This is a genomic window from Bradyrhizobium sp. USDA 4452 (assembly GCF_054063575.1).
In genome coordinates this window covers 517,674-530,918 of record NZ_JBSSGK010000001.1, presented here as the reverse complement: position 1 = coordinate 530,918, position 13,245 = coordinate 517,674, and the positions used below count along the sequence as shown (strand labels likewise).

Sequence of the window (13,245 nt, the reverse complement as noted above, 5' to 3'; positions counted from 1 at the left end):
TCATGGTTAATTTTCAGGAAACGGAACCGTCCGGTCAGAGCGCGCGGGCGGCCTCCAATACCGCTTCGGCATGGCCGTCGACCTTCACATGGCGCCAGATGCGGGCGACTTTTCCGCTGGAATCGACCAGAACCGTGGTGCGAATAATTCCCATGAAAGTCTTGCCATACATGGATTTTTCGCCCCAGGCACCATACGCCTCCAGCATCTGATGGGCAGGATCCGAGACCAGCGGCACGGACAGCTGGTGTTTGTTTCGAAATGACTCCTGCGCCTTCACCGTATCGGCGGAAATGCCGACCACCTCCGCCCCTGTTGCGATGAACTCGCTCTTGAGCCGGGTGAAGTCGATCGCCTCCCTGGTGCAGCCGGGGGTGTCGGCGCGGGGATAGAAGAACAGCACCAGCTTCTTGCCGGCAAAATCCTTCAGCGAAACGCTGCCTCCGCCGTCGCGCGGCAGGTCGAAGCCGGGCGCCGGGGCGCCTTCGGTGAGTGTAACGGATGACGACTTGGTCACGGTCGCGGCCGCCTTCGGCTTTAACGGCTTCGATGCAGCCTTGTGCGAGGCTTTCTCCTGAACACCCGCTACGGACTTGGTCTTCGCTGCTTTGGCCGCGGCCTTCTTCGCAACCGTTGTGCGGGTTTTGGTCGCGGACTTCCCAGTGCTTGCGCTTGCGGCGCGCGCAACCTTTGTTGCGACCCGCTTTCCGGTTGTGTTGGAGGATTTCTTGCGCGTTTTCTTGGACATACGCCTTCCTTTCGTCGCTTTCCGAAGCTCAACCATTGGGGTATTGCGGGTCTTATTCGCAGCGGCCGGATTCGCATCGGCCGCTGGGCAAGTTTGATGGCCACGGAGTATGGTGACAAGGAATTCGATGCGTTACCCGTCCGCTTGCTGAATTGGCTTTCGATTTGATTGGTTTGGTCCGTTCTTTTGGTCCGTTCTTGGGGCCATCGGCGAGTAACATGATTAGGCGAGGATAGGCGGCGATGCCGGCAAGGGAGCGCTCGATAGTCGTCGACGGGCGCCCCGATGGCGGTGATCAGCTTCGCCGTCAGCACCGAGAGGCAATGGCAAGGAACACGTCGCCGCAGGGTCCAAATCCGCGCGCCGGGACCGACTTCTCGCAATGGGAAGACGCCGCCGCGTGGGACGAGCAGGATGAGGCGGCGGGCAACCGTGCGCGGCAATTGCTGGCGCGTTCCAACACCAACCTGCATCGTTTCACCGACTTCTGCTCCGGCATGCAGCGCTGGCTGAACGGCGAGCGCTGGATTCGTCGCATCGGGCTGGTCCTCGTGGTGCTGGTCGTGTTGTTCGCGACCTGCTTCGGCGCGCTGTGGTGGCGGCTCGGTGCCGGTCCGATCAATCTGGATATGGCGACGCCATGGCTTGCCGCGGCGATCGAGGAGAATATCGGCCACGGCAACACGGTCGAGGTCGGCGGAACGCAGATCGAGCGCGCCGGCCGGGTCAGGATCGCGGTGCGCATCCGCGACATCATCGTCCGCGACCGCGACCACGCGGTCGTCGCCAGCGCGCCGAAAGCCGAAGTGCGCTTGTCCGGAACGGCATTGCTGATGGGCCAGTTGCGGGCCGAGAGCCTCAATCTGGTCGATGCGGAACTGTCGGTGCGCATCACGCCCGATGGCAACGTCACCGTGTCTGCCGGCGACACCGCAAAACCGCTTGCCACCGGGGTCGCATCCAAACGGGAGGCGGGGCTGCCGCCGACATTCCCGCGGCCTGCACCCGCAGCTCCGCAGCCGCCGACTGCCCCGCCGGTTGCCTCCGGGCCTCCGTTGGCCGCCCCCGATTCGGCCCAGAGCGGGCTGCTCGCCGGCCTCGACTGGCTCGACAGCCTCAGCATGACCGGCCTCGACGGTCAGAACCTCAACGAGATCGGCCTCAAGAACGGCAATCTCGTCGTCGACGACCAGCAGCGCGGCAACAAATGGAGCTTTGAGAATATCAGCCTGAGTCTGCGGCGCCCGAGCGGCGGCGGCGTTGCGCTCAGCTTCGGCGAGGACGGGCCAAAGCCCTGGTCGGTGCGTGTCCTGGTTGGGCCGCAGCAGAACGGCGTGCGCTCGGTCGACATCAAGGCCGACAAGGTTTCCACCCGCAACATCCTGCTCGCGATGAGGACCAAGGACCTCACCTACACCGCGGACCTGCCGCTCTCGGGCGAGATGAGGGGCGAGCTCGGCCGCGACGGCCTGCCGACCTATTTCCGCGGCAAGCTCAATGTCGGCGCCGGCAACATCATCGACACCGACACGCCAGACTATCCGATGCCGGTCGATTCGGCCGAGATGAGCGTCGAATGGGATTCGGGCCGCCGCGTGCTGCTGGCGCCGATCAAGATCGTCTCGGGCGCCAACCGCATCACGCTGCTCGGCCATCTCGAGCCGCCGAACGACAATGTCACCGATTGGCAGGCGGGCCTGTCCGGGGGCACCATCGTGCTGGCCGGCGCCGACAAGGACGAACCGCCGCTGATCTTCAATCGCATCAACATCGGTTTCCGGTTCGACACCGAGAAGAAGCGGGTGCTGCTGACCCAGGCCGATATCAGCAACGGCGAGATCGGGGTCGCCGGCACCGGCAGCATCGACTATTCGGGCGAGCCGCGGTTGCAGCTCGGCTTCGCCGGCACGCCGATGTCGGCCTCCGCCCTGAAGCGGATGTGGCCGATCATCGTCGTGCCCGAGGTGCGCGAATGGGTGCTCGAGCGGATTGACCGCGGCACGCTCCAGCGCATCGATGTCGGCGTCAACTCGCCGGTGCACAATCTGTCGCGCAAGGGACCGCCGATCCCGGATGACGGCCTCTCGGTCAACATCGTCGCGTCGGGTGTCACGGTACGCCCGGTGGACAAGATGCCCGCGGTGCATGATGCGGATCTGAAGGCCAGGGTGACAGGCCGCACGGCGACCGTAACGATCAACCAGGGCGTTGCCGATACGCCGGCCGGCCGCAAGATCACCCTGTCGGATTTCACCTTCGAGGTGCCGGACATGGCGCCGAAGCCGTCGCCGTCGAAGGTCAGGTTCCGGGTCGACTGTCCGGTGCCGGCCGCCGCCGAAATCCTCGCGTCCGATCGGCTCAGCGATCTCTCCGGTCCGCCGATCGATCCCAGCACCAGCAAGGGCAACGTCACGGCCGCGATCAATCTCGGAATGCCGGTGACGGGCGGGCTGACCAAGGCCGACACGCAATATTCCGTCACCGCCGACATCTCCGGCGTTGCCGTCGACAAGCTGGTGATGAATCAGAAGCTCGAGGCCAACACGCTGAAGGTGATTGCGAGCAACGCCGGCTTCCAGGTCAAGGGCGACGTCAAGATCAACGGCCAGGCCGCCTCGCTCGACTACCGCAAGCCGGCCGACGGCGATGCCGACGTCAAGCTGCAGGCGACGCTGGACGATGCGAGCCGCGCGCGGCTCGGGCTTGATCTCGGCCCCGCAGTGTCGGGCGCGATCCCGATCAAGCTCTCCGGCAAGCTCGGCAGCGGCGATAATCCGACCACCAAGCTGGGCGTCGAGGCCGACCTGACCCAGCTCAAGCTCGACAACATCCTGCCTGGATGGGTCAAGGCGCAGGGCAGGGCCGGCAAGGCGACCTTCAACGTGGTGCCGAAGGGGCAGTCGACGCGGTTCGAGGATATCTCGATCGAAGGCAGCGGCGTCTCGATCAAGGGGGCGCTCGAAGTCGACCAGAACGGCGACCTGATGAATGCGAACTTCCCGACCTATGCACCGTCGGACGGCGACAAGACATCACTGCGGGCCGATCGCGGTCCTGACGGCGTGATCAAGGTGACGATGCGCGGCGACGTGTTCGATGGCCGCGGCTTCCTGAAATCGGCGATCTCCGGCCGCGACAGCGATCCCAAGAACAAGGCCAAGACCATCGATTTCGATGTCGATCTGAAGCTCGGCGCGGTGGCGGGCTTCAACGGCGAGGCGCTGCGCGGCGTCGACGCCAAGGTCTCGCGTCGCAACGGGTACTTCAAGACGTTCACGCTGAGCGGCAGGGTTGGCCGCGATACCCCGGTCAGCGCCGACTTGCGGCGCCAGCAGGCGCGCGAGGTGATCTACCTGCAGACCGCTGACGCCGGCGCGTTCCTGCGCTTCATCGACACCTATTCGAAGGTGGTCGGCGGCCAGCTCATGCTGGCGATGGAGCCGCCGATTCCCGATCCGGGCCCGCGGGAAGGACTGCTCAACATCACGGGCTTCTCGGTGAAGGGCGAAACCCAGCTCGACCGCGCCGTCGCTGGCGGGCCGGTCAGCACCCAGAACGGCATCGGGTTCGACGCGCTGCGCGCCGAGTTCACGCGCCAGAGCGGCCAGCTTTCGATCCGCAACGGCGTGGTCAAGGGACCGAGCATCGGCGCGACCATCGAAGGCAGCATCGATTATCTCGGCAACCAGGTGCGGATGAACGGCACCTTCATTCCGATGTACGGGCTGAACAACATGTTCGGCCAGATCCCGTTCTTCGGAATTTTCCTCGGCGCCGGCAGCAATGAAGGCCTGATCGGCGTGACCTATGAAGTGGTCGGCACGCCCAGCCAGCCGGTGTTGCGCGTCAACCCGATCTCGGCGCTGGCGCCCGGCCTGACGCGAAAAATCTTCGAGTTCAAGCAGTACGGCCCGAACGACCTGCCGACGACGAACAATTAGCGCGTCGGCACATTCCCTCGGCCGCGGCCGAGGGCCCGGGACGGAATTGCCGGGCATAACCGACTGATCATCCATCGTGACGAGCGTGACGCCGCAGTGGACATGCGGTCGATTGTCGCACGCCCGTAACAGTCCGCCCGCAGATTGCGCGCGCCGGCCGCCGACATGGCGGGTGGCTACGCCCCCCTCGTTTTCTGAGAAAATCTTACATTGGGAGAAAAGCAATGATCGCCAAAGGATTGCGCCCGCCTGTGGGGCTTCCGCTGTCTCGGCCGGTTTTTGCGTTGACGCTGCTGGCCTCCACGGCGCTCGCCAGCAGTCTTGCGCACGCCGACGGCGACGACGTTCATTTCCGGCCGGGTCATCTGTTGTTGAGCCGTGCGGTGTTCGTCAACAACGCCGTCACCATCACGCCCGGCGTGACGCAGTTGCCGCCGAATTGCGTGTCGCCCAATTGCGTGACCGCAACGGCCGATGGCACCTATCCGACGGTGTTCAACAACGACGGCGTCGACAGCTCGTTCGGCCTGACCGCGAAGATCCTGCTCGACGAGCTGCGTCTCGACGGCAGGCACGTGCAGTCGCTCGAAGTGCCGAACAGCACCCAGCGCGGCATCTCCCCGAACAAGGACCAGATGGTCACCAGCTTCTCGTCGAAATCCGAGCTGGCGCTCAATCTGTCGCTGGATCACCGCAGCGTGACCTTCATGGGTTATCTCGCGCCGATCGGCACCATCGACGTGTCGAACTCCAACACGCCTGATGTCATCGATCCGACCAATCCGGTGCCCGGCACCTACTATCGCCTGGTCGCCGAAGTCGACGAGAACGGTCGCTTCCACTTCACTAAGGTGAACGGCTATAGCGGCAACAACGGCCGCGCCGCGGTGTTCAACGATCGGCACGGCGCCGGTGTGTTCTACACTGCCGGCAATGCGGGCAATGGCGGCAATCCGCAGCCGGCCGGAGTCATCACCGGCGCCGGCATGCAGATCGCGCGAGAGGCCGACGCGCCGCTCGCCCGGCAGCCGGATCCCGGCGGTCCGTTCCCGCTCGGCAGCTTCAACATCACCGAGCTCGGCCAGAAGGCCGACAAGATCGGCAAGGACACCAACTTCCGCGGCCTCACCGTGTTCAACAACGTGATCTACACGACCAAGGGCAGCGGCGGTAACGGCATCAACACCGTCTACTTCATCGACACCACCGGCAACGCCGCCAACGGCAACCCGAAGGCGTGCCCGAACGGCGTGGGCGTGCCGGCCGCGTCTGCATCGCTGCCGACGACGCAGATCTTCTTCGATGGCTCGAAGTTGGCGACGCAGGGCGTCACGCCCTACAACATGTGCGTGCTGAGCGGCTTCCCGACGGCGCTCAAGAGCACGACTTCGTTCCCGTTCGGCATCTGGTTCGCCGACGCCAATACGCTCTACGTCGCCGACGAAGGCAACGGCACCGCGACATTCGATCCGACATCGAACAGCTACACCGCCGCCAAGGCGCAGACCACGGCCGGATTGCAGAAGTGGGTGTTCGACAGCAAGGCCGGCGCCTGGAAGCAGGCCTACACCTTGCAGGCGGGACTTGACCTCGGTGTGCCCTACACGGTGCAGGGCTATCCGACCGGCAACAACGCCGCGACCGGCAAGCCGTGGTCGCCGGCGACCGATGGCCTGCGCAACATCACCGGCCGGGTCAATCGCGACGGCAGCGTGTCGATCTGGGCGATCACCTCCACGGTGAGCGGCAGCGGCGACCAGGGTGCCGATCCGAACAAGCTCGTGATGATCACGGACACGCTTTCCGCGACGACGCTGCCGGCCGGCGAGCGTTTCGTCACGCTGCGGACTGCGAACTCCGGCGAGGCGCTGCGCGGCGTGTCGTTCACGCCGGGCACCGGCGATGGCCGGGAGGAAGCCCACGACCACGGCTCCTGCGGCCATGACCATCGTGGCGACGACTGCCACGATATCGACTGAGCGAAAGACGTCGTAGCCTTCGGCCTCTCCCCACGTACCTGTGGGGAGGGGCTGTCGGCCAGCCAGATCATTGTGCCGTGTCGGCCTCCCGCTAGGGCCGGCCTTGCGGCGGAGGCGGTAGTGCCCCGATCTGATGAAGCAGCGCAAACCGGTCGGGCACGCCCCAGTGCTCGACGAGCCTGCCGTCGGCAAATCGACAGATGTCGATGACATCGATGGCAACCGGCTTTCCCGAGTGCGGGTCGACGCCCGTTGCCTTGCTTCGCGCCCACACCGTATCGCGCGTTTCCAAGATCGCCTCGATCGTGAGCTTCAAGTCCCTGATGCTGCGCCGCGCATCTGCGATCTGCGCTTTCAGGATCTGCGGGCCCGGAATATCGGTCTTCGACAGATACTCGTGCTCGATCAGCGTTTCGGCGCAGATTTCGTCTGCGACCGTCAGATCACCCTGAGAAAATCCGCGTTCGACGATGGCTTTGAAGCGCTCCAGATTGGTCGACATGTTCATGGCTCCGGCTCCCGGGCCGGCGATCGCGATTCCGATCACGACGCCGCCGAACTCGCGCCGCGTCATTCTCACCGCCATGCTCGCCTCCCTGCGAAGCCGGACCATGCGGGAAGCGCTTGCGACAGCGCTTGTAGATTTTGGTCATCAAGCGGGGAAAAAAATGTTGTCCCACTCGCCGATCAGGCTGCTTGGCGGCAAGCCGGCGAAGGCGTGGCAGTCGCGGATGAAATGGGCCTGGTCGAAATAGCCGAGTTCGTGGGCGATGTCGGTCCAAGACCGGTTCGGGGCGTCACGACGGGCGACCAATGCCCGGTCGAACCGGATCGTGCGCGCAAACAGCTTTGGCGTTATTCCAACCTGCGCCGCAAAGCGACGCTGGAACTGGCTGGTGCTGAAGCCGGACTTTGCAACGAGGTCCTCGATCCGCGTGCGCCCCCGGACGGCGATCATCCGGCGCGCCGCGGCGGCGATCGCGCAGTCGGGACCGCGCGTCTCGAGCATGGCCTCGACCCAGCGTTCGACCGCAGCGACACGCAGATCGAAGTCTGGCGCCCTGCGCACGGCATCACCCAGCAACGTGGCGGATCGGCCGAGAACGTCGGAGGCCGCCGGGTCCTGGTTGACCAAGGTGGTCATGTCGATCCCGACCAACCGGTTGAGGCCGGTCGGTTGAAAGAGGATGTTGAAGACATGCACCGAGCCCGACAGGCAAACATGGGCGCGGCGATAGGTTTGTGGTCCGACCAGTCCGACGTCCGCCGTCGGACTGGCCCTGCCGCCGTCGATGCACACGCGATATGGTTCAGCCAAATGGATATCGAGGATCTGATGCGGCCGCGCGGCGACCGGCCAGGCCAGCACGGCGCTCCCAAGGTCCATGCGCCTTTCCTCGAACGAGCGCAGAACGCCGCGAAGTTCTGGGTGGGGGAGCGCTCGCTTGATATCCATTCGAGGACCTCGGCTGCGGAAGCCTAGATCGGGCCGGCGGTTGCAACAATATCCGTCTGCTTGGCGCTGAGTGCAATCTGCTGCGTATGCTCCGAACGCAGCGCTAGCGCCGCAGCGCCGGCACCACCAGGAACGGGATCAGGCCGAGCACGACGTTGACGAGCGCGAAGGCGATCAGCGGATTGTAGCTGTGGGTCCAGTCATGGATCAGGCCACCGCTCCATGACCCGAGCCCCGATCCGAGACCGCTGCCGATCATGATGGTGCCGTAGATCGTGCCGACGCGCTCGCCGCGGAAGATCTTCAGCGCGGTCGCGGTGATCAGCGGGCCGCGCGAGCCGATCATGCTGCCGAAGCAGATGATGAAGCCGGTCAAGAGCCCGTAGTTCGGATACCACTGCAACAGCCAGAGCAGGATGATGCCGAGGATCGAGACGCCGTAGCTGAACAGCACCGAGGGCCGGCGGCCGATGATGCCATCGAGGGTCGACACGCCGAGCATGCCGACGAACAGCGCGACCCCGGAGAAGCCCCAGGCGGTGGCGGCCTGCAGCGGCGGGAAGCCGACATCGATCAGGTAGGCGACGATCTGGGCCGTCAGCGCATACATCGCGATCGCCGTGAAGAAGAAGGTCGAGAACAGCGCCCAGAAGGCGTGGTGGCGCATCGCGCTCAGCAACGTCCAGCCTTCATCGATCAAGCCGGTCTCAGCCTTCTTCACGATGTGCGGCGATCCGCCCGCGAGCAACCGCCACGGCAGGAACACGAGCGGAACAAGCAGGCAGAGCGCACTGACGCCGAACACCTGGTAGGCCTCGCGCCAGCCGATCCGGTCGATCAAGACTTGCGACAGCGGCAGCAGCAAAAGCAGGCCGGCGCCGGTCGCCGAATACATCACGGCCATCGCCGTCGGCAGCTTTGGGCCGAACCAGCGGCCGAGCAGGATCGAGTTCGAGACGTTGCCGATCAGCGCGGTGCCGAAGCCGATGCAGAGGCCGACGCTGAGCTGGAATTGCCACAGCGCTTGCGCGCGCGATGCGACGAGAAACGCGCAACCGAGCAGCGACAGACCGAGCGCATAGACCACGCGCGGGCCCGAGCGATCGAACAGCCGCCCGACCAGCGGCGCAGTCAGGCCGCTGGCGAGCCAGGTCAGCGAATAGACCGACACGACGGAGGCGCGATCCCAGCCGAAAGTTTCCGAGATCGGCTTCAGGAACACCGTGAAGCTGTCGCTGAAGCCGCGCCCGAGCACCGACAGCACGAAGCAGAGCGCAAGCACGTTCAGCGCGACGCGGGACTGCTTCGCAGGCGCGGAAAGTGTGTCGTTCGGAGTCGTGGTCTGGTCCATTTGGGAAGCAGGGAGCGCGCTTTCCGCACTCCCTACAACCGACAAATGCGAATGCGCCTATGCAGGCTTCAGCAAGACGTGGCGCTTCTTGCCGAGCGACAGCTTGACGACGCCTTCCGGCGTCAGATTGGCCGGCGTCAGGACCATCTTCTCATCGGTAACGGCAGCGTCGTTGACGCGCAGGCCGCCGCCCTTGATCTGCCGCCGCGCTTCGCCGTTGGACGCGACCAGCTCGGCCTTGACGAAGGCGGCGAGCACGCCGACGCCGGCTTCAAATTCGCCGCGCGGAATTTCCACCGTCGGCAAGGTTTCGGCCAGCGCGCCTTCCTCGAAGGTACGGCGCGCGGTCTCGGCGGCTTCATTGGCGGCATCGCGGCCGTGGAGCAGGGCGGTCGCTTCGGTCGCCAGCACCTTCTTGGCTTCGTTGATCTCGCTGCCACCGAGCGCCGCGAGCTTGTTGATCTCGCTCATCGGCAGGATGGTGAACAGCTTGAGGAACTTGACGACGTCGGCGTCCTCGGTATTGCGCCAGTACTGCCAGAAATCGTACGGCGAGAACTGGTCGGCATTGAGCCAGACCGCGCCCTTGGCGGTCTTGCCCATCTTGTCGCCGGAAGCGGTGGTGAGCAGCGGCGTGGTCAGCGCGAACAGTTGCGGCGTGCCCATGCGGCGGCCGAGATCGACGCCGTTGACGATGTTGCCCCACTGGTCGGAGCCGCCCATCTGCAGCCGGCAGCCGGCGCGGCGGGACAGCTCGACGAAGTCGTAGGCCTGGCAGACCATGTAGTTGAACTCGATGAAGCTCATCTCCTGCTCGCGTTCGAGCCGGAGCCGCACCGAGTCCATCGTCAGCATGCGATTGACCGAGAAGTGCCGGCCGATGTCGCGCAGCATCTCGATCCAGTTCAATTTGGTCAGCCACTCGGCGTTGTCGAGCATGATGGCGTCGGAGGGCCCATTGCCATAGCGCAGCACCTTGGCGAACACGCCGCGGATGCTCGCCTTGTTGGATTCAATCTCCGCGACGGTGCGCATCGCGCGCGTCTCGTCCTTGCCGGAGGGGTCGCCGACCATCGTGGTGCCGCCGCCCATCAATGTTATCGGCTTGTTGCCGCTCTGTTGCAGCCAGTACAGCATCATCATGGTGAGGAAGTTGCCGATGTGCAGCGATGGCGCGGTGCAGTCATAGCCGACATAGGCGGTTGCCTCGCCCTTCGCGGCAAGCGCGTCGAGGCCCTCGAAATCGGAGCACTGGTGGACGAAGCCGCGTTCCTGTAGAGTGTTCAGGAAATCCGATTTAAATGCAGTCATTTGTCGGCGAGCCAGATCATTCTTGTTTTACGGTTTTTGCATCTATTTGCGGAACCTTGATGCTCGGGCTGCCGCAGGCAGACGCGCAGTGGCATTATAGGATGTACTTGTTTGAGACAAGCCGGGGGTTCCCGGCTGGGGCGCTTCCACGATGATGTTAACGGCACTCGGTCTGATGAGCGGCACCTCGCTCGACGGGGTCGACGTGGCACTGATCGAGACCGACGGCCGCCAGATCAAGACCTTCGGACCTACGGGCTATCGCCCCTATACCGAAAGCGAGCGCAGCCTGCTGCGCCAGGCGCTGACCGAGGCCGCTCATCTGTCGCAGCGCGATGCACGGCCGGGTATCTTGCGGCAGGCCGAGCAGGCCGTCACGACCGCCCATGCCGAGGCGGTCGCCAGCTTCACGGCGCAGACCCGGATCTCCGCCCAGGACATCGACATCGTCGGGTTCCATGGTCAGACCGTGCTGCATCGCCCGGAGCGGAAGTTGACGGTGCAGATCGGCGACGCCCTGGCGCTCGCCAGGGCGATCCACATTCCGGTGATGCATGATTTCCGTGCCGCCGACGTCGAAGCCGGCGGGCAGGGTGCGCCGCTTGTGCCGGTCTACCACCGCGCGCTGGTGCAATCGCTGAACCGCGAGGGGCCGACCGTCGTGGTGAATATCGGCGGCGTCTCCAACATCACCTATATCGACGGAACCGACACGCTGATCGCCTGCGACACCGGGCCCGGCAACGCGCTGCTCGACGACTTCATGTTCCGTCAGATGCATCAGCCGTTCGACACCGCGGGCAAGTTCGCCGCGCTGGGCAGGCCTGACGAGGCCTGGATTGCCGACGCGCTGAAGCTGCCGTTCTTCTCGGCTCCGCCGCCGAAATCGCTCGACCGCAACGACTTCGCCGGCCTCAAGCTCGGCGCCGTGGCGCCGGCCGATGGCGCGGCCACGCTGACCGCGTTCACCGCCGCGGCGATCGCCCGCATCGTGCCGCTGCTGCCGAAGCGGCCGAAGAGTTGGATCATCTGCGGCGGCGGCGCCTCCAACCTCACGATGCTGCGGATGCTGCGCGAGCGCCTGGCGCCGGCAACCGTCGAGCCCGCCGAGGCGCTCGGCTGGGCGGCGGACGCGATCGAGGCGCAGGCGTTCGGCTTCCTCGCCGCGCGCGGCATGAAGGGGCTGCCGCTGAGCTACCCGGCCACCACGGGGGTGCCGATCCCGATGACCGGGGGCATCATCGCGCGACCGTGATTTAGATGCAAATGCATCTACCTTGACAGTTCTATGCCGCTGCATTTAGTTGGATGCAGATGCATTGAACGCGAGGTTCGTCCATGGCCGCCCTGAAGCTGATCAGCCACAAGCTCTGTCCCTATGTGCAGCGCGCGGTGATCGCGCTGCGCGAGAAGGGCGTACCGTTCGAGCGGATCGACATCGATCTCGCCGACAAGCCGGACTGGTTCCTCAAGATCTCGCCGCTCGGCAAGGTGCCAGTGCTGGTCGTGACCGGCGACGACGGCAGGGAAGTCGCGCTGTTCGAGAGCAACGTGATCTGCGAATACATCGAGGAGACACAAGCCGGCGCCAAGCTGCATCCGGAGCATGCGCTGACGCGCGCCGAGCATCGCGCCTGGATGGAATTCGGCTCCGCCATTCTCGGCGACCTCTGGGGGCTCGAGACTGCGACCGATGCCGCGACCTTTGAGAGCAAGCGGCAGGCGGTGGCCGCAAAGTTCGCGCGCGTCGAGGTGGCGCTCGGCGCGGGTCCGTTCTTTGCCGGAGAGAACTTCAGTCTGGTGGATGCGGTGTTCGCGCCGGTCTTCCGCTATTTCGATCTGTTCGACCAGCTGACCGATCTCGCGGTGTTCACCCACACGCCGAAGCTGCGCGCCTGGCGCAGCGCGCTGGCCCAGAGGCCGAGCGTACGCAGCGCGGTCTCTCCTGATTATCCCGCGCTGCTGCACGCGTTCCTGGTCGGCCACCGCGCGCACATGCTGAAGCTTGCCGCGTAAGCCATGTCGCACTCCATTGCCTGGATCGCGCTGGTCGTTGCCGGTCTGCTCGACGTCGGCTGGGCGATCTCGATGAAATATGCCGAAGGCTATACGCGCCTGGGCTGGACGCTGGTCTCGCTGGCGCTGCTCGCCGCGTTCGTGTTCCTGCTCGGGCGCGCGTTGCAGGTACTCGGTGTCGGTGTCGCCTACACGGTATGGACCGGCATCGGCGCGGTCGGCACGCTGACCATGGGCGTGCTGCTGTTCAACGAGGCGTTGAACCCGATGAAGGTGGCCGGGATCGCGCTGGTCTTGGTCGGCATTGCCGCGCTGAAGTTTGCGCCGGAGTAAGTGGCGTCGTAGCCCGGATGAAGCGAAGCGCAATCCGGGATCAGTCGTGCCACAAGTGAGGATGGTCCCGGATTTCGCTGCGCTCCATCCGGGCTACAAGAGCGGTAGCG

General features: G+C 65.0%; 10 protein-coding genes. 5 read left to right on the top strand and 5 right to left on the bottom strand.

The features are described 5' to 3' along the window. Positions 1 to 34: 34 nt before the first annotated feature. Positions 35 to 748 carry a peroxiredoxin gene (locus tag ACVISU_RS02790; protein WP_456710741.1) on the bottom strand — a complete coding sequence of 238 codons (714 nt, stop codon included), beginning with the start codon at positions 746 to 748 and terminating at the stop codon, positions 35 to 37. A 242-nt stretch (positions 749 to 990) separates the two neighbouring features. Between ACVISU_RS02790 and ACVISU_RS02785 the strand changes: the two genes are divergently transcribed. Together ACVISU_RS02785 and ACVISU_RS02780 are read left to right on the top strand one after the other, a co-directional pair. After that, positions 991 to 4,689, top strand: a complete 3,699-nt coding sequence (locus ACVISU_RS02785) for a YhdP family protein (protein WP_456705943.1) — start codon at positions 991 to 993, stop codon at positions 4,687 to 4,689. 224 nt (positions 4,690 to 4,913) lie between these two features. Continuing rightward, a complete protein-coding gene (locus ACVISU_RS02780; protein ID WP_456705942.1) occupies positions 4,914 to 6,668 on the top strand; it encodes a hypothetical protein in 1,755 nt (584 codons plus the stop codon). A gap of 91 nt (positions 6,669 to 6,759) precedes the next feature. Here the strand turns inward: ACVISU_RS02780 and ACVISU_RS02775 are convergent, their stop codons facing one another. The 4 genes from ACVISU_RS02775 to tyrS all read right to left on the bottom strand — a co-directional run bounded on the left by ACVISU_RS02775 (position 6,760) and on the right by tyrS (position 10,786). Next, entirely contained in the window at positions 6,760 to 7,176 is a 417-nt protein-coding gene (locus ACVISU_RS02775; protein WP_456705941.1) for an ester cyclase, read from the bottom strand. A gap of 144 nt (positions 7,177 to 7,320) precedes the next feature. After that, on the bottom strand, positions 7,321 to 8,055 hold the full coding sequence (locus ACVISU_RS02770) for a helix-turn-helix domain-containing protein (protein ID WP_456705940.1): 735 nt from the start codon (positions 8,053 to 8,055) through the stop codon (positions 7,321 to 7,323). A gap of 172 nt (positions 8,056 to 8,227) precedes the next feature. Next, on the bottom strand, positions 8,228 to 9,475 hold the full coding sequence (locus ACVISU_RS02765) for an MFS transporter (protein WP_456705939.1): 1,248 nt from the start codon (positions 9,473 to 9,475) through the stop codon (positions 8,228 to 8,230). A gap of 57 nt (positions 9,476 to 9,532) precedes the next feature. Beyond that, positions 9,533 to 10,786 carry a tyrosine--tRNA ligase gene (gene tyrS / locus ACVISU_RS02760; RefSeq protein WP_456705938.1) on the bottom strand — a complete coding sequence of 418 codons (1,254 nt, stop codon included), beginning with the start codon at positions 10,784 to 10,786 and terminating at the stop codon, positions 9,533 to 9,535. A gap of 151 nt (positions 10,787 to 10,937) precedes the next feature. Here tyrS and ACVISU_RS02755 point away from each other — a divergent pair, with 151 nt between their 5' ends. The 3 genes from ACVISU_RS02755 (at position 10,938) to ACVISU_RS02745 (ending at position 13,135) form a co-directional block, all read left to right on the top strand. Beyond that, positions 10,938 to 12,041: an anhydro-N-acetylmuramic acid kinase gene (locus ACVISU_RS02755; RefSeq protein WP_456705937.1), complete on the top strand. Its 1,104-nt coding sequence runs from the start codon at positions 10,938 to 10,940 to the stop codon at positions 12,039 to 12,041. 83 nt (positions 12,042 to 12,124) lie between these two features. Continuing rightward, positions 12,125 to 12,802 carry a glutathione S-transferase family protein gene (locus ACVISU_RS02750; RefSeq protein ID WP_456705936.1) on the top strand — a complete coding sequence of 226 codons (678 nt, stop codon included), beginning with the start codon at positions 12,125 to 12,127 and terminating at the stop codon, positions 12,800 to 12,802. Between the two features lie 3 nt (positions 12,803 to 12,805). After that, positions 12,806 to 13,135, top strand: coding sequence for a DMT family transporter (locus ACVISU_RS02745; protein ID WP_342722190.1), 330 nt, complete (start codon positions 12,806 to 12,808; stop codon positions 13,133 to 13,135). Positions 13,136 to 13,245 lie beyond the last annotated feature (110 nt).

Excerpts from the sequence above, each read along its gene's own strand:
- ACVISU_RS02790 (WP_456710741.1), bottom strand. The coding sequence starts at position 748 with ATGTCCAAGAAAACGCGCAAGAAATCCTCCAACACAACCGGAAAGCGG.
- ACVISU_RS02785 (WP_456705943.1), top strand. The coding sequence starts at position 991 with ATGCCGGCAAGGGAGCGCTCGATAGTCGTCGACGGGCGCCCCGATGGC.
- ACVISU_RS02780 (WP_456705942.1), top strand. The coding sequence starts at position 4,914 with ATGATCGCCAAAGGATTGCGCCCGCCTGTGGGGCTTCCGCTGTCTCGG.
- ACVISU_RS02775 (WP_456705941.1), bottom strand. The coding sequence starts at position 7,176 with ATGAACATGTCGACCAATCTGGAGCGCTTCAAAGCCATCGTCGAACGC.
- ACVISU_RS02770 (WP_456705940.1), bottom strand. The coding sequence starts at position 8,055 with ATGGACCTTGGGAGCGCCGTGCTGGCCTGGCCGGTCGCCGCGCGGCCG.
- ACVISU_RS02765 (WP_456705939.1), bottom strand. The coding sequence starts at position 9,475 with ATGGACCAGACCACGACTCCGAACGACACACTTTCCGCGCCTGCGAAG.
- tyrS (WP_456705938.1), bottom strand. The coding sequence starts at position 10,786 with ATGACTGCATTTAAATCGGATTTCCTGAACACTCTACAGGAACGCGGC.
- ACVISU_RS02755 (WP_456705937.1), top strand. The coding sequence starts at position 10,938 with ATGATGTTAACGGCACTCGGTCTGATGAGCGGCACCTCGCTCGACGGG.
- ACVISU_RS02750 (WP_456705936.1), top strand. The coding sequence starts at position 12,125 with ATGGCCGCCCTGAAGCTGATCAGCCACAAGCTCTGTCCCTATGTGCAG.
- ACVISU_RS02745 (WP_342722190.1), top strand. The coding sequence starts at position 12,806 with ATGTCGCACTCCATTGCCTGGATCGCGCTGGTCGTTGCCGGTCTGCTC.